Source organism: Nonomuraea sp. B1E8 (assembly GCF_039871515.1).
Classification (GTDB): domain Bacteria; phylum Actinomycetota; class Actinomycetes; order Streptosporangiales; family Streptosporangiaceae; genus Nonomuraea.
In genome coordinates, this window is sequence record NZ_JBDPLS010000001.1 from 67,885 (window position 1) to 87,347 (window position 19,463).

18 protein-coding genes are annotated in these 19,463 nt (G+C 66.4%); 14 read left to right on the forward strand and 4 right to left on the reverse strand.

Annotation, left to right across the window (positions count from 1 at the left end; genetic code table 11):
* Positions 1 to 1,854, forward strand: coding sequence for a DEAD/DEAH box helicase (locus tag ABGA98_RS00320; protein ID WP_347616118.1), 1,854 nt, complete (start codon positions 1 to 3; stop codon positions 1,852 to 1,854).
* 125 nt (positions 1,855 to 1,979) lie between these two features.
* Here the strand turns inward: ABGA98_RS00320 and dcm are convergent, their stop codons facing one another.
* On the reverse strand, positions 1,980 to 3,287 hold the full coding sequence (gene dcm / locus ABGA98_RS00325; RefSeq protein ID WP_347616119.1) for a DNA (cytosine-5-)-methyltransferase: 1,308 nt from the start codon (positions 3,285 to 3,287) through the stop codon (positions 1,980 to 1,982).
* Positions 3,288 to 3,384: 97 nt separating this feature from the next.
* Here dcm and ABGA98_RS00330 point away from each other — a divergent pair, with 97 nt between their 5' ends.
* Positions 3,385 to 3,864 carry a very short patch repair endonuclease gene (locus ABGA98_RS00330; RefSeq protein ID WP_347616120.1) on the forward strand — a complete coding sequence of 160 codons (480 nt, stop codon included), beginning with the start codon at positions 3,385 to 3,387 and terminating at the stop codon, positions 3,862 to 3,864.
* A gap of 367 nt (positions 3,865 to 4,231) precedes the next feature.
* On the opposite strand, the gene ABGA98_RS00335 is transcribed toward ABGA98_RS00330, so the two are convergent.
* Together ABGA98_RS00335 and ABGA98_RS00340 are read right to left on the reverse strand one after the other, a co-directional pair.
* Entirely contained in the window at positions 4,232 to 5,173 is a 942-nt protein-coding gene (locus ABGA98_RS00335; protein ID WP_347617680.1) for a NaeI family type II restriction endonuclease, read from the reverse strand.
* 433 nt (positions 5,174 to 5,606) lie between these two features.
* Entirely contained in the window at positions 5,607 to 5,867 is a 261-nt protein-coding gene (locus ABGA98_RS00340; protein ID WP_347616121.1) for a GntR family transcriptional regulator, read from the reverse strand.
* 214 nt (positions 5,868 to 6,081) lie between these two features.
* Here ABGA98_RS00340 and ABGA98_RS00345 point away from each other — a divergent pair, with 214 nt between their 5' ends.
* The 6 genes from ABGA98_RS00345 to ABGA98_RS00370 all read left to right on the forward strand — a co-directional run bounded on the left by ABGA98_RS00345 (position 6,082) and on the right by ABGA98_RS00370 (position 11,754).
* The gene (locus tag ABGA98_RS00345) at positions 6,082 to 6,264 is read left to right on the forward strand and encodes a hypothetical protein (protein ID WP_347616122.1); all 183 of its coding nucleotides are present in this window, start codon (positions 6,082 to 6,084) and stop codon (positions 6,262 to 6,264) included.
* Positions 6,261 to 6,551 (forward strand): hypothetical protein, encoded by a 291-nt coding sequence (locus ABGA98_RS00350; RefSeq protein WP_347616123.1) that lies wholly within the window; start codon positions 6,261 to 6,263, stop codon positions 6,549 to 6,551. The genes ABGA98_RS00345 and ABGA98_RS00350 overlap by 4 nt, the downstream gene beginning before the upstream one ends.
* A complete protein-coding gene (locus tag ABGA98_RS00355; protein WP_347616124.1) occupies positions 6,548 to 6,805 on the forward strand; it encodes a hypothetical protein in 258 nt (85 codons plus the stop codon). Before ABGA98_RS00350 ends, ABGA98_RS00355 begins: the two co-directional genes overlap by 4 nt.
* Before the next feature lie 297 nt (positions 6,806 to 7,102).
* Entirely contained in the window at positions 7,103 to 9,502 is a 2,400-nt protein-coding gene (locus tag ABGA98_RS00360) for a tetratricopeptide repeat protein (RefSeq protein WP_347616125.1), read from the forward strand.
* Between the two features lie 141 nt (positions 9,503 to 9,643).
* Complete coding sequence (locus ABGA98_RS00365) at positions 9,644 to 10,492, forward strand: inositol monophosphatase family protein (protein WP_347616126.1); 849 nt, start codon at positions 9,644 to 9,646, stop codon at positions 10,490 to 10,492.
* 32 nt (positions 10,493 to 10,524) lie between these two features.
* A complete protein-coding gene (locus tag ABGA98_RS00370) occupies positions 10,525 to 11,754 on the forward strand; it encodes a hypothetical protein (RefSeq protein ID WP_347616127.1) in 1,230 nt (409 codons plus the stop codon).
* 18 nt (positions 11,755 to 11,772) lie between these two features.
* Here ABGA98_RS00370 and ABGA98_RS00375 read toward each other — a convergent pair whose 3' ends face one another.
* Positions 11,773 to 12,201: a DUF429 domain-containing protein gene (locus ABGA98_RS00375; protein WP_347616128.1), complete on the reverse strand. Its 429-nt coding sequence runs from the start codon at positions 12,199 to 12,201 to the stop codon at positions 11,773 to 11,775.
* Positions 12,202 to 12,378: 177 nt separating this feature from the next.
* Here ABGA98_RS00375 and ABGA98_RS00380 point away from each other — a divergent pair, with 177 nt between their 5' ends.
* From ABGA98_RS00380 to ABGA98_RS00405, 6 genes are all read left to right on the forward strand, one after another.
* Positions 12,379 to 14,328, forward strand: coding sequence for a hypothetical protein (locus ABGA98_RS00380; protein WP_347616129.1), 1,950 nt, complete (start codon positions 12,379 to 12,381; stop codon positions 14,326 to 14,328).
* Positions 14,328 to 15,764: a hypothetical protein gene (locus tag ABGA98_RS00385; RefSeq protein WP_347616130.1), complete on the forward strand. Its 1,437-nt coding sequence runs from the start codon at positions 14,328 to 14,330 to the stop codon at positions 15,762 to 15,764. Before ABGA98_RS00380 ends, ABGA98_RS00385 begins: the two co-directional genes overlap by 1 nt.
* Before the next feature lie 87 nt (positions 15,765 to 15,851).
* A complete protein-coding gene (locus ABGA98_RS00390) occupies positions 15,852 to 16,529 on the forward strand; it encodes an ABC transporter permease (protein WP_347616131.1) in 678 nt (225 codons plus the stop codon).
* Positions 16,522 to 17,706 carry a betaine/proline/choline family ABC transporter ATP-binding protein gene (locus tag ABGA98_RS00395; protein ID WP_347616132.1) on the forward strand — a complete coding sequence of 395 codons (1,185 nt, stop codon included), beginning with the start codon at positions 16,522 to 16,524 and terminating at the stop codon, positions 17,704 to 17,706. Before ABGA98_RS00390 ends, ABGA98_RS00395 begins: the two co-directional genes overlap by 8 nt.
* Positions 17,703 to 18,479, forward strand: coding sequence for an ABC transporter permease (locus ABGA98_RS00400; protein WP_347616133.1), 777 nt, complete (start codon positions 17,703 to 17,705; stop codon positions 18,477 to 18,479). The genes ABGA98_RS00395 and ABGA98_RS00400 overlap by 4 nt, the downstream gene beginning before the upstream one ends.
* Positions 18,476 to 19,444 (forward strand): glycine betaine ABC transporter substrate-binding protein, encoded by a 969-nt coding sequence (locus ABGA98_RS00405; protein WP_347616134.1) that lies wholly within the window; start codon positions 18,476 to 18,478, stop codon positions 19,442 to 19,444. Before ABGA98_RS00400 ends, ABGA98_RS00405 begins: the two co-directional genes overlap by 4 nt.
* Positions 19,445 to 19,463: the final 19 nt, after the last annotated feature.

Below are 19,463 nucleotides of genomic sequence, written 5' to 3' on the forward strand. Positions count from 1 at the left end.
GTGGAAGAGCCCTCCCTGAGGATCTCGCTGGATGTCACCAAAACAAGAGCCCTTCTTCGTACCATCCCCAAGCATCAGAACGACTTGGCTCAGTTGGCCGCCCGCTTCACCCTCGGCAGCCGACGAGGACCTCTTGCTGTCGAAGTCGAACTCGACGACTTCTTGGTCGCGGTGGGCGAACTGGCCACGTGGCCGGCGCCGGAGAACGTCGAGTGGGACGAAGAGCTAGCTCAACTCGTCTCTAGCGTCCTTGATGACGCGGAAGCGGCCGAGGAAAAACTCACAGACGGATCCCCCGGCGGGGCCGAGTCCATTGATGCCGAGGAGGTCACCGACCTCCTCGGTCCGGATTGGGTTGCGGACCTGACACCTTTCCAGCTCAGAGACATCGGAAAGCTACTGTCACTACGTCACGGAGCGAACTTCAGTGTGCCCGGGGCGGGAAAAACACGCGTAGCACTTGCTGTGTACAGCGCAATACGCAACCAGAGCCGGATACGCCGAATGCTCGTCGTTTGCCCTAAGTCTGCCTTCGAGTCTTGGCAATATGAGAGCGCCGTCTGTTTTGATGAGCCGCTCAGAACTCAGGTCCTAGACCAGGTCCCGGACCCTGGCACAGAACTCCTGATCGTCAACTACGAGCGGCTCAGCCGCAGCCTAGGAAACCTTGCTTCTTGGCTACGGGCGTCTCCCTCCATGCTCATACTTGACGAAGCCCACCGGATGAAGCTCGGGGCCCGGGGAACGTACGGCTCTGCGTGCCTTGCCCTGGGGCCTCTCGCTCAGCGCCGGCTCGTCCTAACCGGCACACCCGCGCCTAATGGCGCACGCGATCTTGAAAATCTGCTGTCCTTCGTCTGGCCTGGCCATGGGCGGCGAGCGGTTGCGGAGGCTGTAGCCGATGGCGACCTTGCGTACGCTAGTGCCGTTTTACGTCCGTTGTTCACCAGGACAACTAAACGCGAACTCGGCTTGCCGCCATACGAACCCACAATTAGATATGTCAGATTGCCGCCGCTACACCGGGAGATTTATGACGCACTGAGAGGACGCTACTCTGCGCGCGCTGATGCGTCACGCGACCAAATCGACAACCTCGGCAGGGCTATGCTCCGCCTTTTGATGGCCGCAATCACACCGGCCCTGCTCATCGAAGGCACCAGCCGGTATGAGCCGCTCAGCTACCAGGTTCCACCACTCAAGGTCGCGCCTGATGATTCTTTGTACGATCTCCTTAAGCGTCTTCCCAGCTTTGAGATGTCTCCGAAGTACCATGAAGCCCTCACCGTCGTCAGGGAAAACGCTGCAGAGGGCCGGAAGACCATAGTGTGGTCCACCTTCGTGCGCAGCCTAACGACCCTGCAGCGCCTCCTAGCCACCTACAATCCTGCGATGGTTCATGGTGGAACGGTGGAACGTAATGAGGAAATCAGGCGCTTCAGAGAAGATCCGCGGTGCATGGTTCTGCTCTCGAACCCCGCGACCCTCGGTGAGGGCATCAGCCTCCATCAGATTTGCCATGACGCCGTCTATATCGACCGGGACTTCATGGCGGGCCGATTTCTTCAGAGCCTGGATCGTATCCACCGGCTAGGGCTTGCGCCAGATGCCGAGACACGGGTGACGATCTTGGTCACCGAAGGGACCATCGACGAAGCGGTGACCTTGCGCCTCAAGGAAAAGGTCGAGTTCATGGGCCGGATCCTTGACGATCCTGAGCTTCAACAACTCGCCGATCTTGAGGAGGAACCTTCCGCTGCAGGGGGCATGGATATGGCTGACATCCAGGCCCTCATGGATCATCTCAACGGCGCGCCCATTCAGCGGACTCCGCCGTATTCCGGACTTGCTTGAACCCCGCCGCTGACTCAAAAGGTACGCGCAGAATCCTTGCGCGAGATCACTCACAAACCACAGGGCAGGCGCTTAAACCGTCTGCCCTGTGTACACGAATCGCACAGCAGCACCAGAGCCAATCATCAGCTCACCTTAGATGCGCTGGCACGCAAATATTCATTACGAGCATGGTCAACTTGCCCAACAAAGGCCTTGAAACGTTCGAGTCTGTAGGCGAGAAGCCCTTTACTCGTCGCCCTCTTCTCGATTTCAAAGTCTCGGCCGAGCAAGCTGATACGCCTATCTATTTCGGGATCACTGAGCTCTAGCTCTGCCCTTGCCATGATTTCTTCAGCCGTGATGAAATCGTTAGCGTCACGCAGCACTCGATAGATGGGATCATGCGTACGGTCCTCGTACAATTCGCGCTTGTCGCCTGTGTGATTGAGCGCAGCAGCTATGGACTGACCCAAGGCCCTGGCAACAGGCGGAGGAAAGGCGTTACCGATCTGACGGTATTGAGATGTCTTGCCCCCGGTGAAAATCCAGGTGCCGTCATCCCAGCCCTGGAGGCGTGCAACCATTTCGCACGTGAGTTTCGGGCCATACTTAGTCATCGGCCTACGGTCGTAAGGAGGAGTATCGTAGGGAGGAGCGATATCGTGGACACCGTAAGCATCCACGCCCAATGCTTCCCACGCACGCTTGGCACGGGTTGGCCCTAGATCGGCCCCACCGTGCTTCTTCGATCCGCCGACAATCGTCGGAGCAACTTGATTGGCCTTTCTAGCCCACTCTTCGGCGCCCTCCCAGCCTCTCGATGCCATAAGATCCTTGAGTGCTTCTCCGACTGTTGGAGCCGCCACTTCAGACTTCGCCGGCCAACTGAAGTACTTAAACTCTTCCGGACGCATTGCCACCAGCACAAAACGAGGACGGAGCTGCGGAACACCGTAACTAGAGGCGTTCAATAGCGTCCACTCGGCAAGATATCCGAAGTCTTGGAGCCTATCCAGCACGTGTTGGCGATATCCCGCGAAGCGCGGCATGCTCAGTCCGCGCACGTTTTCCAGCAGGAGTGCACGCGGCTGGACTGTTTTAACCTGTTCGATTGCCCATGCGAAAAGATCACGCTCGTCGGTGGCGCCGAGTTGCTTGCCAGCGATTGTGAATGGCGGACAGGGGACCCCACCTGCGAGCAGGTCTATTCCATGGAATTCGTCGGGCTTCCATAGCTCAGGGTCCGCGACATCGCCCTCTACGACCCAGGTTCCGTCCTTGACTTTGCCCGGGTCGCTAATCGTGATGTTGCCCTCGCGAGCGTTCTTGCGAAGAGTAGCGCAAGCGTTCGGGTCAAGTTCAAATGCCAGGCGATGTGTGAAGCCTGCTTGGTGCAAGCCCAAAGCCTGGCCACCGGCTCCGGCGCAGATTTCGACAGCTTCAAGAGCCATGCGTGCACTCCTTGGGTGATCCGAGGTTGGGGCGGTCGAGCTGGCGGTTGTATCTTCCCGGAGAGGGAGTCGCACCGTTGATGGACTTGGACAAGACATGCCAGCAGGCCCCAGAGAACAGGCCCACAAGCGCGGGTTGTACCCAGCGCCCCTCAACGAGGGTCGATCGAGGAACATGCGGGCCAACCGCCGGAGCGACACCAAACCAGAGGTCATGCTCCGCAGCGCGCTGCACCGGCTGGGCTACCGCTACCGGAAGGACCTTCGCCTTGATCTCAAAGGTGTGAAGGTTAGGCCGGACATCGTGTTCACCGCCCGGAAGGTCGCGGTCTTCGTCGACGGCTGCTTCTGGCATGTTTGCCCTGATCACGGCCGGCAGCCTACAACCAATGAGTGGTACTGGACGCCTAAGCTGCGTCGGAACATGGAACGCGACCAGCTCGTAAACACCGCGCTTGAGGCCGCCGGCTGGAAGGTTGTCCGCCTGTGGGAGCACGAACCGTTGACCGCCGCCGTAGAGGCCGTGGTGGTGGCGTTGCACTCCGGAGTCGAACACGAGAGCGAGGTTAGCGAATAGAGGCGACAATGTCTTGAGGTTGGCGTGCGTCGCAGGGCAAGTCGTGGATACGGATCCTCGGAGCCTAGCGCAGGGATGGCATGCACCACGTCCACGCTGCAAGGCATGCCGCCGGAACCACCGGACGGCTGGCTCTCGCGGGACAAGGCATCAGCCGATCCGTCTTCTGCTCGCCCACGCCGCCAGAAGAGACTGACCAGGGCATCATCAGGCGCGTACCTACACGGCAGGCTGTGCAGACGACCTCCTCAGTCAGATCCAGACCGGCGAGCGGAAGATTCGGACCTCTCACGCTCACGTTGGGAGATTACCCGGTCGGCTCTGACTGGGCGCGTGAGCTGGTACGGCTGCGCTGCGCTGTCGGCCGTCAACCCGTTAGCGGTCCGATGTCGGGCAACGACGGAGCGTCCTCGACAGGATCGCCGGCCACCGCCACAACCCAATGCTCGCCGTCGAGTTCAATCGATGGCGCATCCCCGTGGTGCCACTGACGACGAGCAACTCGTACACTCACGAATTCCCCTGGGCCTGGAGCAGGCAGGCCCAACGATACTGCAGCTTGGACGTGGTTCTTATACTGTCCGAAAATGACTATACCTTCGGCGCGGAGAGCGGTACGCGAGCCCCCACGACGGCGCGCACGCCTCATATAGTCTTCCTGCATGGCAACGGTGGCCACAACGTTCCTGCTGACAAGGCGGCGCTGAGCCCGTCGAAACAACTCGTTGAGACGCTTCTGCCCGCTAGTCGACCTGAAAATCGCGTCGATGTCCTCGCTGGAGAGGCGCAGGAGGACGTTGTCCTGCAGTGGCGCGTCCTTGAAGAGCCAACGAATAGCGCTTCTTCCGTGCCTGCTCGGTGTGCGTTTCGAATCCCTGTTGGTCTTAAAGTTGAGGTTTTCCGGGGACGCGCGAAGGAGACCCGCGCTCCACTTCCCCGCCCGGTCGTTCGCCCATAGACCAAGGACAACATGCCCCAGAGCTTCCGGTGGGATCATCCACTCGGCCAGGCTCTGGGAGTACTTACAGTCCACCTCCGTATCGGCGATGCGGTAGTCGAGGAGCTTACCGTCGGCGAAGTCAAACTCACGTTGCAGGTTTATCTCGATCAGGGTACCGCAGTGGGTCTTTTCGGTCTTGTGAAGCTGTTCCCAGTGATAGCGGCCGGTGTGTTGTCCGTCGAGGAGCATGTCGAAGCTGCGCCGTATCGCCTTCCCTATCCTCGAACCGTCGGGATCGAGGGCCTTGAGGTGAGTGAAGACCTCGTCCAACTCCAAGTCGGGCGCAGACATACCCGGCAACGGCTCCATTATCACGGAAGAAATGTAGCCGGTCTCGCGGCCCAGTTGGCACTCCTCATCCAAGAAAGGCCACGCAAAGATGCCGAGGCCCAGGGTAGGGCGGGACCCGTGACTCGCTTCGCATCAGGGCGGAGATCGTGCGAAGCCTGCTGACCAGCAAGAGCACAGCGTCAGCTCCATCCAATGAGGCGATCGAGAGGACACCACCCTGGCTGACGTCTCCCGACGCAAGCTCAGCCGAGCGCTTCAACGCTGTCATGCGGCAACGTCGAGTCAGGGCACGCCCGTATCGCCAGAGCCTGCCGTCGACAGTCTCTGGACGAGCCCAGAAAGGACGTCGCCTCGCCGAGGAGCCGTCGAAATTCATCGACGGATGGATTGTCGGCTTTGACGACTTACGGACGCTAATGAGCCGCGAAGGGTCGCCGAATGAGCGACGCACCTACTCAGGCGATTCTGCCCAAGCCCCCGGATCTGCCACAAAGCTACCCATGCCACGTACGGTGAAGATCAGCCCTCGATCTCTGAGAATTACGGTCGCCTTCCGCGCGGTGTCGCGCGCAACTCCGAACTCTTGCACGAGCCGCACTTCGTAGATGGGATGCTTGGCAGGATATTCGCCAACCCGGATGCGCCTCTCTATCTCGATCGCTATCTGCGCCGACTTCGGGCTTGTCGGGTCAAACTGCCACTCATCCGCCATACACAGAACTATAGAAACCCCCTGTTCCCCGCTGGCTTCTAGGTCTGTCAGTGGACAAGGGTAGACATGGGCCTACATCTCTTCTATGGTTACGGGTCAAGCTGAGGTGTAGGCGTGCCGACAGCGAAGCGCCTGCCTGGCCAGACGACGGTGAACAAGCCAGGGCGTTGGCGCGTTACGGCAGGCTCCAGATCGGGACCCGGAGGTTCAGCCCATGCACAGTTCCATCACCGACCTGCGGTTCACTCCCCTCCTGACGGCAGAGGTCCAGGCCGTACTGGAGAGACACGGCTACCGCCTTCCCCCTGGCAACGGCCACATCCCCGAGCTCGTCATGGCGCGCGTCGACCTCGCGCTCAAGAACCTCGTCGAGATCTTCGAAGGGAGGACCTGGTGACCCGGCGGAACGAGTTCCCCGACTTCCACGGTCCGCACGTCGAGCCGCCCAGGCCGGACCGCGTCACCCTGTCCTGGTACGAGCCGGCCAACCGGGCGCCGCGCATCCGCGTCGTCTCACACACCTGTGAGTGCAAGACGATGACGTACGAGCTGTGCGCCGCCGCCGGCAAGGGCTTCGTGCGCCGTACGGACCGGAAGAAGGACACCGTTCACGAAACCGCGTGGTCGCTGACCTCGGCGGCCAGGCACACCTTCGAGCAGATCCTCCGAGGCGAGGCTCTGTGAAAACCTTCACCGTCACCATCGCGGGCACCGAACGATTCGACGGCGAGGCCCCGTACACCTGGGTGGTCGAAGCCCTCGACGTGACGGCCGCCATGAACAAAGCCCTGGCCTACCACGCGCTCTCCCTGGATCAGCACCTTTCCGAGCTTCAGATCGATTCAGATCACACCTTCGAAGGCCTTCCGCACGGCAACTGCGCATACCACTGGAACGATCTACGAACCGCCGCCCCGACCGGGATGACCCCGCCGTAAGCCATCGGGATTGACCCTCCCCAAAGCCATAATCGCCGCATCAATGCCCTGGAAATTCCCGCAAGCCCGCCCGAAGCCGCGCCGTACGGGCGAGCGACTTCGTACAGTAACGACATGGATCCCGTGAGCGTCGTGGGGGCGTTGGCGGGAGTGGCCGCGGTGCTCATCGCCGCCCTGCAGTTGCGCCGAACCCCCCGTCAGAGCCTGCCTGCACCCGTGGCCCGGACTCCGCCCGCAACGCCTCCGCCCGCAACGCACCCGCCGGCAACGCCTCCGTCTGGAACGCTTCCGCATGAAGTGCGGCCGGGGCCGTGCGCCGTCCCCGTGCTGCGGGCGCCCATCGGGCGGCTGCCTCACGTGCGCGGCAGGGAGGATCTGCTGCTGCACCTGGAGCAGCGCCTGGCCGAGCCGGACGGAACGTGCCACGTGCTGGGCGGCCTTGGAGGGGTCGGCAAGACCACGGTCGCGCTCGCACTCGCCGAGCGGGCGCGGAGAACGGGGCGGCGCGTGTGGTGGATCGCCGCCACGGACGCTCAGACCGTGACGTCGTCCCTGCTGGCCTTGGCCGCCGAGCTGGGCGCGCCGGCGATCGCGATCGGAGAGGCGCGCGCCGGGCGGCGTGATCCGGCCGACGTGCTCTGGACGCGGCTGGAGGAGCAGACCGGCTGGCTCCTCGTCCTCGACAACGCCGACGATCCGCGGGCGCTGGAAGTGGCGGGGGCACCGGTACGCGACGCGACCGGCTGGCTGCGGCCCACGACGTCCGGACTCGTCGTCGTGACCACCCGCGTCGTCGAGCAGCGGGTCTGGGGCCGGTGCGGCCGGGTTCACCAGGTGTTGTGCGTGAACGAGGACGACGGGGCGAGAATGTTGCTCGACCTGGCCGGGGAGGCGGGCACGCTGGAGCAGGCCGGCGCGGTGGCCAGGCGGCTGGGCGGGCTGCCGCTGGCCCTGTCGCACGCCGGTAGCCATCTCAGTTCTCCCTTCTCCAAGGAGAGGACCTTCCCCGACTACCTTCTCGCCCTGGACGACCGCTTCCCCGCCCTCCTCGGCGGCAGCGGTGGAGAGCCGTCGATCACCACCACGTGGGAGATCTCCCTTGACGCCCTCGCCGGGCGCGGGTGCCGGCAGGCCCGCCCCCTGCTGCGGGTGCTGGCCTGCCTCGCTCCCGCGGTGGAGATCGACGCCGCGCTGCTGGACGCCGCGCCGCTGGGTGAGATCTGCGGCGGCGAGCACAACGTACGCCCTGGGCTTGAGGCGCTGAGGTCCATGGGCCTCATCCAGGCCCGCGCGCCTGCCGGGACGCTGGTCGTGCATCCCCTGGTCGCCGAGGCGAGCCGTACGCGTGTCACGCCGGACATCACCACCGTCGCGGTCGCCCTCCTGCGCGGCGCGCTGTCCGGCAGGCGTCACGACGCGCCTGACGACTGGCCCGCCTGGCAGGAGTTGATGCCTCACCTGCGCGCCCTGCTGTCCATCACGTCCTCGGCCCTGGACGAGCGGACGCTGGTCGAGCTGGCCGAGCTGGTGGGCCGCGCGTGTGGAGCGTTCCGGGCGAGCGGCTGTTACGCCGCCGCCGCGGAGCTCGCGACGCTCTCGCTGCGGCAGGCCGGCGGTCTGGGGGCGGACCATCCGGGCGTCCTCGCCCTGCGCCACCAGCGCGGCGCCGCGTGGGCGTGCATGACCCGCGCCGTCGAGGCGGAGGCGGAACTCGCCCAGGTCCTGCGCGCACGGGCCGAGCTGCTGAGCGAGGAGCACCCTGACACGCTGGCGACCCGGCACGACTTCGGGTTCGCCCTCTTCGAGCAGGGACGGTACGCCGAGGCCCACACCTGCTACGAGCAGACGCTGGCCACGAGGACGCGGGTTCTGGGCCCCGACCACCCGGACACCCTCACCACCTGGCACGAGATCGGGCGTGCCCTCGCCATGCGCGCGCTCCTCAACGAGTCGGAGGCGGTGTGCAGAAAGGTGGTGGAGGCGCGCGCCCGTGTCCTCGGCCCTGAGCATCCTGACACGCTGGCCAGCAGGTTCTACCACATCCGGGCCGTCGGCGATCTCGGCGACTACGCCACGGCGGAGAAGGGTTACGCCGACCTCCTCGCCGCTCGCGTCCGCGTCATCGGGCCGGACCACCATCTCACGCTGCGCACACGCTTCAACATGCTGATGAACGTGGCCCTGCAGGGGCGCACCCGCGAGGCCGCACGAGGCATGGCCGACCTGGCGGCCCACCAGGCCCGGGTGCTCGGACCGGCTCACCCCGACATCCTGCTCACCAGGTCGAACAGGGCCTGGATGCTCCGCGACATCGGCCAGGAGACCGAGGCCGAGCAGGAACTCGGCACGATCAGGGAGACGGCCCAGCGGGTGTGGGGTGAGAACCACATCTACACCCTGGACATCCGCTATGAGCTGGCGCGCACGTGGCGGGTCACCGGTGCGCACGATCGGGCGGAGGGCGAGCTGCGCGACGTGCTGCGGCGCCAGGTTCGCGTGCTGGGGCCGGCGCATCCGCAGACGGTCGCGACCCGGTACGAGATCGCCCGCGTCCTGGAGGAACGGAGCCTCTGGGACGAGGCGCGCCGCGAATACCGCGCGGTGCTGGAGTTGTACACGACGATGTACGGCCCCGACCATCCGCAGACCAGACGCGCGGAAGAGCGCCACAAAAGAGCTTCCCTGGAAACCCGGTAACCCTCTGATCCAAAGCACTGACACGTACGGCTGCGAAAAGTGAGCGGCTTAGTGCTTGCAGAGCCACGTCGATGGCGATTTGATCGAGGCGGCACAGTCCGGCCACCCGTACTGACGAACGAGCTCAGGAGCGCATCCCGCATGGGTATCGAATCGCTATGGTCGACGCTTGAGCGACAGCTTCTTCCTGCTTTCGCCGACTATCGTCAACGGCTGGCTGAGCTGCCCGTTCACGTGAAGGATGATCGAACTCTTCTCACCGAAGCAGACATTGCCATCCAGAAGTTGATTATCCAGGACATTCGGGATTGCGAACCTAATGCCGTCATCATTGCCGAGGAGGAGGAAAGGTCAGGCCTCCGTGAGGAGATCTTTCATTCGGACGGTCGCCTCTGGGTGATCGATCCCATCGACGGCACCGCCGAATTCGTCAGAAACGATCGGACCGAATTCTGCTCGGTGGTATGTCTTTTCGAGAACTGGATGCCGAGCGCCGCCTTCATCCTTGCCCCGGAGCTGGGCAGCGGGCGCAGCCCCTTGCTCATCACGGCCGACCACCACACATCAGCGGTCACGCTGAACGGCAGCCCCGCGCCAATGGTGCAGCGCGCACAGAACACGATCTCCGCCACGCGCAGTTCGGGCGGCCCCGGCCGTGAGTTCGACGCGATCGCAGCGGAAAGCACCTACCGCGTGAAGACGCGGACGACCTCCCAGACCATCGACATGCTGCGAACCGTCGTCGATCTACGTGACCACACCGACCCGTCTCTTCATTCCTTCGATCTGTTCTGGCGCAGGCAACAGAAGCTCTGGGACGGCGCAGCCGGTCTTTGTCTAGGCGACATCGCCAAGCTTCGACACTGCGACGAGGACGGTGCTCCACTGCCGGCCGGCCCAGAATTCCTCAGCGCTCCCACACCGGTGTTCGAGTCAACTGTCATGGGACAACCCGAAACAGTGAAGTGGTTTCTGGGCGTGAAACATTGACGCATCAACGTAGCACCGATGTCGTCATCGACGTGACATCGCTGATCAGCGCCGAGAATTTCCTGCTGGCACAGAATCGTGCTGCGAGGCCGGATGACCCCTTCGGCCGCCAGTGCTTTGTCGAGATCGTCCAGTCACTGATCTTCATGTCACGCGTGTACGTGGTGCATCCCATACTGCTCGTGCCCAGCGCCTCCGACTTCGGAGAGCGACCGCTGCTCCTCCAAGCACTGATGCAGGACGGACTGCTGCACCCGCTCCAGTTGGATCCCGACCAGACCGAAGTGGCAGAGCGGCTCGAGTCGGCGGCCATCCAGGATCTCGAAAGCGTACACGGATTCACCAGCATAGCTCGCTTCGTGGAGCAGACTTTCAATTGCGATCAGGCAAGCGAGGGCCAGCAGACCGCCCTGTCCACGCGGCTGCGCGATTGGAGCCTTTTCCACGAAAGAGAGGTACGACTGAAACAAGGGCACCACTCCATGCGCATTCCGACGACGGACGGCATCGAGGAGGACCGCTTCGGCGAATGGGCGCGAGCGGCGGCCGTCGTCATGAGCGGCGCGTTGGAAGGCATCGCAGCCCCGGGCCAGAGCCATTATCTGATGGCGACTCTGGCACGATGCCTGAAATATCGCGCACGGGCGGAAGCGAGCACCAGCAGCTATCAGTCTCATCCAATGAGACGGGATTTCTCACTGACTTTCGATCTGACCCGTAAGGGCGCGGCCGACGCCACGGTGCTGGACCTGATCCAGGCCGTACGCGGCATCCACGATTCGCTGCGGGACGCGGCGGGAGGGGACGAATATCGCCTCCAACTGCTTCAGCTGGAGTTGCCGCTGCTGGGCGGACGACTGTGGTCACGCACCGACGCCGGCCGACGCGACGATCACTCGTGGATCAGATTCGTGTCGGCCCGAATCCAGGAGTATCGCGAACGCGCCACGACCTTACGGCAGGCGGTCGAGCAGTGCGTGACCGATGAAGACAGCATTCGATTAGCCAGGGATATCGAAGACGTCAAGAGGCAGCTCTTGGAGCGGCTGGGGCTGCGCAAGGTCGAGTTGTCCCCGATTGAACACGAGTTCGTGGACACGGTGGCTTCTGTGGCACAGGCCGCGCCCGGCGTCCCGAAGGTGAGTGGCATCTGGCTCGGAGCGAGGTCGTTGAGCAAGCAGTTCGCCTTCTCCGGAGCGCAGCCGTACCAACGGTTCCTCTACCGGGAGTTCGTCGACGCGTGGAAGCGCGCCGGAAGGTGAAGCTCTCGGCTGACGGGCTCAGGTGACGAGGCGGTCCAGGGGCGTGGTCGGCAGGGCGATCCAGCCTTCCGTGGCCGCGGCCCGCGCCTGGTCCCCGTCGGGCATGGTCGCGAGGCCGAGCGCCGTCGGCGTCAGCCCGGTCCGCGCGTGCACCACCTGGTCGGTGACCCGCCAGGCCAGGTCACGCCGCCAGGCCCGGCCGGCGAGCCCGTCCGGCACCTGGACGTGCCCGGCGCGGTGGGCGGTGACGAAGTCGACGAACCGGTCGGGCCAGCCGAGCGGGCAGTCGATCCCCGCCTTGCCCGCCTCCATCGCCGCCTCGACGATCACGCCGTCGTCCGCGCCGGTGCGTACGTCGACGAGCCGCGTGCGGCCACCGGTCCAGTCGAGCCAGGCCACCGCGGTCCGTGCCGCCTCCGCTGCGAGATCGACGCCGATGGTCAGCATTCCTCCACGGTAGAGCCCGGGAAGGCGGAAGGGCGGCGGGAAAACGGACCGGGCAAAATCGCATTTCGGTTGGAATTCGCCCTGGGCCGATATCGAACGACTGCATAACAGCGACACATGCGTCGGACAGGCGGATTAGTCTTCAAGTGATCCCGTCGCAGGAGGGCGCCCTCTCACATGAGCGATGTCAATCCGGAAGAGTTACAACACGTGCGCCGGGTCGACGGCGATGCCAAGCCATCGCGCCCCCCGCCACAACGTCCTCGTGCCGCCCGCGCGCCGGAGCGGAATAGGTCGCAGTTCGCCTCAGCGGTGCAGACGGCGCTGATCGGTGCCCTGGCCGGCGCGTTCGTGACGTGGATCTCCGCGCCGTGGCTCGACCTGTTCCAGCGCCAGCCTTTCCACGTCCAGCTTTGGTTGTCCCTGGTCGCCGGGGTCGCGCTCGGTGCCGTGGCGCTCATTCCGGTGTTGCGCGACCTCATCCAGAAGCATCCGAGCAGGGTCACGACGGCGCTGTGCGTGCTGGCCGGCGGGGCGCTGGCCACCGGGGTGTGGACCGGGGTGCAGACGGTCGCCGCGGACGACCAGTGCCCGGCGCCCGCGGAGCTGCGGCTGGTCACCGCGCCCGAGAACGTGACCGAGCTGACCGCGCGCGCCCAGAGTTACGTGCGCGAGCACCAGACGGAGGACGGCTGCCCCGTGGTCAGGATGACCGTGGGCGTGGCGCCACCGCCCATCCATCTCCGTGACGCCTTCGACAACCGGTGGGAGTGGCAGGAGGACCGTCGCGACCAGCCGTACGCCCGCCTCTACGACCTGCAGCCCGACGTCTGGGTCGCCTCCTCCGCTGCCGAGCCGGACGAGCTCAGGGCGGGTGAGCTCCGGTTGCTCAGCGCCCGGAAACCGGAGGACGCGGTGGGGCGGGACCAGCTGGTGCTGGCGATGACCGGGCAGCGGCGCGAGGAGCTGGGCACGTACATGGACAATCCGGACGGCTACCCGTTCGGCGAGGTGTGGGACACGCTGACGAAGAAGATGGGCATGACCATCGCCCGGCCGTTCCCCGAAACGTCCGTGGCCGCGCTGATCGGCACCCACGACGTGTTCCACGACCGCGGGCTGCCCGAGTCGCGCTATCTGGAGACCGAGCAGGAGCTGGTGGAGAACGGGCTCGGGGCGGACACCGTCACCTCGTTGTTGTGCGAGTTCGACCGGCTGGCCGACAGGTCGGGCGCCGGAAATCCGAAGATCGCGCTGCTGGTTCCCGGGCACAGCGTGGACGACTACAACGCGGGCCGGGTGGAAGGCTGCGAGGGGACGGGTGACAGCGCGCCCCTCGTCGGGGTGCGGCACCACGACCTGAGCACGCTCGACTACCAGTTCGTCAAAGTGTCGTGGCCGGACCAGCGTTCGGCCGAGCGGGAGAAGCTGGTCGACCACTTCGGCGCGTGGCTGCGGGCCCACCCGCTCTTCCCCAACGCGCCGGGGCCGGCCGACGGCGAGCTCGACCACAAGGAGCTCGGGCAGCTGAAGAAGCTGGTGCTGGACGAGCTGCGCCCGAAGCTCGACCTGCGGCTGCTCGTCGACACCTCGGGATCGGCGGACCGCCCGGTGCGGGTCCAGGCCGCCGAGGCGGTGCGGGCCAACAACAGGCTGCTCGGGCCGCGCGACGAGGTCCGGGTGTTCGGCCTGCACGCCCGTACGAGGAACGGGCCCGCCCAGGTCACGAGCATCGCCGGCGAGAGCACCACGGAGGAGCTCGGCGCCGTGGCCGCGGACATCGAGGGCACCGCGTTCGACCACTGGGACGCCCCCACCTCCGCGGGGCTGACCCGGCTGGGCACGGGCGACGAGGCGGTGGCCGCTCCCGTGGTGCTGCTGACCGACGGCAGGTTGTTCGACAACGAGGGCGAGAACGAGGGCGAGGACGACGCCGGGAAGGTGATCGCCCAAGCTCTGGAGCGCGCCTCGACGGTCTCGGGTCTGTACGTCATCGTCTTCGGACAGGACAAGTGCGCCGTGACCGCGCTGCGGGGCACGGGCAAGCCGTACCGCTGCGTGACGGCGGGCGAGGGCGCGGACCAGGCGCTCACCGGGGCCATCATCACGGTGCGGGGGTGGCGATGATGGCGTGGCTCCCGCCGGGCTGGCGCGAACGTGTCGGGCGCAGGAACCTGGTGGCGTTGGGCTGCGGGGCCTTGCTGATGGTGTTGCTCCTGACGTGGCAGTCCGGCCTGTCCGCAGGGCCGTCCCAGCCGGACAGGCCCCGGACGACCACCTCCCCGCCCTCGGTGCCCGCCACGCCGCAGGAGAACTGCGGCGGCAACGACGCCGAGCTCGTCGTGGCCACCGGCGACGATGTCAGCACGGGCAGCGTGCGGCGCGAGGCGATCAAGGAGTGGAACGACCTGATGAAGCCGCCCGAGGATCCGCGGGCCAAGCTGCTGGAGCTGTCCGACAGCACCGACGTGCGGCGGGCCCAGATGGCGGCCCTGGCGCAGGCCGGCAGTTGCGCGTACGACATCCTCGTGCTCGACGTGGCGTGGGTGACCGAGTTCGCCCGGCACGGCTACATCCAGCCGATCGATCTGGCGGATCGCAACGACGAATTCCTGTCCGGCCCGCTGCGGGCCGGGCGGCTCGACGGCGAGCAGTACGGCGTGCCGTTCGCCGCCGACGCGCCGCTGGAGTTCCGGCGGCTGGACCGGCGGTCCGGTGGCTACCTGCTGCAGCTCGACGACAACGAGATGGGCACGATCAACTTCCTGGAGACGATCGAGCTGGGCGGCGGGAAGGTGCTCGACGGCGACGACAGGACCTCCATCGTGCTGGACCGGCGGCGCGACGCCACGTGGGAGGCACTGAGGTCGTTCAGGCGCACGCTGTCCACCACGGGGGAGAACGTCGCCGTGCTGCGCGAGTCGCTCGAGATGGACGAGGACGCGAGCGTCGTGGCCTTCAAGGAGGGCCACGCCGGCGGGCAGCCGGTGACCTGGATGCGCAACTGGCCGATCGCGTTCCACCAGCTGGCGGCAGACCCGCGCATGCGCGTCTCCGGCAAGGACCTGCGCTTCGACGTGCACGCGCCCGCCGCGCGCGGCGGCGTGCTCGGCGGGTCGGTGCTGGCCGTCTCGCAGCACATCAAGCCGGCCAAGCTGGCTCCCGCCAGGCGCCTGATCGACCGGCTCACCAGCCCCGAGGTGCAGGCCAAGCTGTTCGCCTGCGGCGGTTACTCGCCGGTGCTCACCGAGGTGTACGAGCGCTACGAAGGCGGCGGCGGCCCGTCGTGCCCGCGCCAGGACGGCTCCGACATCACCAACCCGAGCCTGGACGAGCTGAAGGAGCTGGCGGCGAAGACCAGGGAGTCGATCGAGCTGGCCCGGCCGCGGCCGAAGTCGCCCTACTACGCCCAGTTCAGCGAACTGTTCCGCCGGTGTGCCAGGGGCGTCTGGGAGGACAAGGTCTCGCGGGAGACGTTCTTCGCGTCCGTGGACGCGCTGGAAGGGGCGCTGAACGGCCGGGTGCAGGACGACCGCCCGCTCTGCGGAAAGGACGGTCCATGACATCTGCCCCTGAGACAGGTGAGACTAAAGGGACAAACGTTTCAGTTGTGAGGTTTGGTACTCCGAATCCCGGTTAGTACGTACTCGATGACCCTGTGGGAGTACGTCGAGGACCGGTGGGACCTCATCCTCTTCGAGACGGCGCAACACGCGAGCATGGTCGCCCAATGTGTCCTGGTGGCGGCCGTCCTCGGCGTGCTCATCGGCGTGGCCACCTACCGCCGCCCGCGGCTGGCGTCGCTGGCCACCGCCTCCTCCGGGGTGTTGTTCACCGTGCCGTCGCTGGCCATGCTGGGCCTGCTGATCCCGGCGCTCGGGCTCGGGGTGGCGCCCAGCGTGACTGCGATCACCCTGTACGCGCTGCTTCCCATCATCCGCAACACCGTCGTCGGCCTGCAGGGCGTCGACCAGCTCGTCGTCGACGCGGCGCGCGGCATCGGGATGGGCCGGGGCCGGTCGCTGACCAGGATCGAGCTGCCGCTGGCCTGGCCGGTGATCCTCACGGGCATCCGGGTGTCCACGCAGCTGGCCATGGGCATCGGCGCGGTGGCCGCGTACGTCTCGGGGCCGGGGCTGGGCGAGCAGATCTTCTCCGGGCTGGCCCGGCTGGGCGGCGCCAACGCGGTCAACTCCACGCTGACCGGCACGATCGGGGTGGCCGTTCTCGCGCTGCTCTTCGACGGCTGCTTCGTGCTGCTCGGGAAGCTGACCAGGCCGGAGGGCCCGCTGAGCCGGCGCCTGACCACAGGAGGTGTCCGTGGCTGACCAGAGCACCTCCGGTGTGCCGATCGAGCTGCGCAAGGTGACCAAGGCCTTCCCCGGCGGCGGCGACCCCGCCGTACGCGAGCTCGACCTGAACATCCCCGCGGGCGAGATCGTGGTGCTGGTCGGGCCGTCCGGGTGCGGCAAGACCACCACCATGCGCATGATCAACCGCCTGATCGAGCCGACCTCCGGCGACATCGTCATCGACGGCCGCAGCTCCCACGACATCGACCCCGACCGGCTCAGGCGCAACATCGGGTACGTCATCCAGCAGGCCGGCCTGTTCCCCCACATGACGGTGGCCGCGAACATCGCCCAGGTGCCGAAAATGCTCGGCTGGGACCGCGCCCGCATCGCCGAGCGGGTCGACGAGCTGCTCACGCTGGTGGGCCTGGACCCGCAGGTCTACCGCGACACCTTCCCGCGGCGCCTGTCCGGCGGCCAGCAGCAGCGCGTCGGCGTCGCCAGGGCGCTGGCCGCCGACCCGCCCGTGCTGCTCATGGACGAGCCGTTCGGCGCGCTCGACCCCATCAGCCGCGAACGCCTCCAGGACGAGCTCCTCGGCCTCCAGGACGACCTGGCCAAGACGATCGTCTTCGTCACGCACGACATCGACGAGGCGCTGAAGATCGGCGACCATATCGCGATCATGAAGGCGCCCGGCCACATCGTGCAGTACGCCACCCCCGCCGAGATCCTCACGAACCCGGCCGACGACTACGTCGAGCAGTTCCTCGGCGCCGGCTCCTCGATGCGGCTGCTGCGCCTGACCAAGGTGGGCGACATCGAGGTGGACCAGGTGCCGTACGCGTCGGAGGACGCCGACGCGGCCGAGGTGCGCGCCGAGATCGAGCGCGACGGCCGGGGCTACGCGCTGATCACGGACGGGATGCGGCGGCCGCTGCGCTGGGTCGGCGCCGAGCACCTCGAGGGAATCGAGGGGCCCGTCGGCTCGGCCGGCGACCCGATCACCGGCACCCTCCACCACCGGATGACGTTGCAGGACGCCCTGGAGTCGCTGCTCAACGCCGACAGCGACGTGGTGCCCGTGGTGGGCAGGCGCCGGGCGTACGCGGGAGCGCTGTCGCTGAGCACCGTGCAGAACGCGATCCAGGCGATCAAGACCAGGGAACGCGAGCGCCGCCTGCACCGCAACCACCTCGGGGGGAGCGGATGACCGCTCCCACGGCCGCCGCCGACGAAGCCGTCCGCCCGGAGCCGCGGCTCGGCCGCTCCTGGCACATCGTGCTGCCGCTCCTCTGCTACCTGGCCGTGGGCGCGGCCATGATCGTCTATACGCAGTCGGTGCCGCTCGACGGCATCGAGCGCGGCTCGCTCAACCTGCCCTACATCTTCGGCCGCACGTGGGAGCACATCCAGCTGGTGTTCTACTCGACCGTGCTGGTGCTGCTGGTGGCGCTGCCGCTGGGCATCCTGCTCACCAGGGGCGCGATGCGCCGGGCGACACCGTTCGTGCTGGCCGTGGTCAACGTGGGCCAGGCCACTCCGGCGGTGGGGATGGTCGTGCTGCTGGCGGTGGTCTTCCAGATCGGCTTCTGGACGGCGGTCGCGGCCCTGTTCGCCTACAGCCTGCTGCCCACGCTGCGCAACACCATGGTCGGGCTGCAACAGGTGGACTGGCGGCTGGTCGACGCCGGCCGGGGCATCGGCATGTCGGCGGCCAGGGTGCTGTTCAAGGTGGAGCTGCCGATGGCCGCGCCGGTCATCCTGTCGGGCGTCAGGACCACGCTGGTGCTGAACGTCGGCACGGCCAGCATCGCCGCCTTCATCGGCGCGGGCGGGCTCGGCGACCTGATCACCACGGGTGTGAGCACGCAGCGCAACCTGGTGCTGGTCACCGGGTGCGTGCTGATCGCGGTGCTGGCGCTGATCATCGACTGGGTGGGCGGGCTCGCGCAGCGGGTCCTCGCCCCGAAGGGGCTGTCGTGAGAGCGTTCCTGGCCCTGCTGCTCGTCCTGGTAGCCGTTGCGGTGACTGCCGGGTGCGGGCTGCAGCCGGCGTCGTCGTTCGTGCCGCCGGTCGAGCCGGCCGGCATCCAGCCCATCGCGTCGCTGGAGGGCACGCGGATACGGGTGACGTCCAAGGAGTTCACCGAGCAGCTCGTGCTCGGCAAGATCGCGGTGCTCGCCCTCACCGCCGCCGGCGCCGACGTGAGCGACCAGACGAACGTGCAGGGCAGCGTCAACGCCCGTGCCTCCCTGACCCGCGGCGACGCCGACCTGATGTGGGAGTACACCGGCACCGGCTGGATCACCTACCTCGGCCAGACCAAGGCGCTGCCCGACCCGCAGGCGCAGTACGTCGCGGTCCGCGACCTCGACCTGCGCGAGAACGGCATCGTCTGGCTGCCGCCCGCGCCGCTGAACAACAGCTACGCCATGGGCGTCACCCGGGCCACGTCGCAGAAGTGGGGCGTGAAGACGATTTCGGACATCACGAAGATCCCGGTGAACGAGCGTACGTTCTGCGTCGACCACGAGACCTTCGGCCGCGACGACGGCTTCCTCGGCATGATCAAGGCGTACGGCATGACCTACGGCAAGGAGATCCCGAGGGCGAACGTGCGCCGGGTGTCGGTGGGCGTGCTCTACAACTCCGTCGCCAGCGGCCAGTGCGCCGTCGGCATGGTGACCACGACCGACGGCCGGGTCCAGGCGCTCGACCTGGTGCTGCTCGAGGACGACAAGAAGTTCTTCCCCAGCTACAACGCCGCGGTGACCATGCGGCGCGAGCTGGCCGACGCGCACCCCGAGATCGCGAAGATCTTCGCGCCCATCAGCTCCAAGCTGACCGACGACGTGATGCGCGGCCTCAACGCCCAGGTCGACGTGGACGGCGACGTGCCCGCCCTGGTGGCGCGCGAGTGGCTGCGGGACGAGGGGTTCGTTCGGTAAGGGCGTTAACCCGGCCCGT

Bases quoted from the DNA above. Each gene is read 5' to 3' on its own strand.
- ABGA98_RS00365 (WP_347616126.1), top strand. From the start codon at position 9,644: ATGGGTATCGAATCGCTATGGTCGACGCTTGAGCGACAGCTTCTTCCT.
- dcm (WP_347616119.1), bottom strand. From the start codon at position 3,287: ATGGCTCTTGAAGCTGTCGAAATCTGCGCCGGAGCCGGTGGCCAGGCT.
- ABGA98_RS00335 (WP_347617680.1), bottom strand. From the start codon at position 5,173: ATGGAGCCGTTGCCGGGTATGTCTGCGCCCGACTTGGAGTTGGACGAG.
- ABGA98_RS00330 (WP_347616120.1), top strand. From the start codon at position 3,385: ATGCCAGCAGGCCCCAGAGAACAGGCCCACAAGCGCGGGTTGTACCCA.
- ABGA98_RS00340 (WP_347616121.1), bottom strand. From the start codon at position 5,867: ATGGCGGATGAGTGGCAGTTTGACCCGACAAGCCCGAAGTCGGCGCAG.
- ABGA98_RS00380 (WP_347616129.1), top strand. From the start codon at position 12,379: ATGAGCGATGTCAATCCGGAAGAGTTACAACACGTGCGCCGGGTCGAC.
- ABGA98_RS00390 (WP_347616131.1), top strand. From the start codon at position 15,852: ATGACCCTGTGGGAGTACGTCGAGGACCGGTGGGACCTCATCCTCTTC.
- ABGA98_RS00385 (WP_347616130.1), top strand. From the start codon at position 14,328: ATGGCGTGGCTCCCGCCGGGCTGGCGCGAACGTGTCGGGCGCAGGAAC.
- ABGA98_RS00345 (WP_347616122.1), top strand. From the start codon at position 6,082: ATGCACAGTTCCATCACCGACCTGCGGTTCACTCCCCTCCTGACGGCA.
- ABGA98_RS00375 (WP_347616128.1), bottom strand. From the start codon at position 12,201: ATGCTGACCATCGGCGTCGATCTCGCAGCGGAGGCGGCACGGACCGCG.
- ABGA98_RS00400 (WP_347616133.1), top strand. From the start codon at position 17,703: ATGACCGCTCCCACGGCCGCCGCCGACGAAGCCGTCCGCCCGGAGCCG.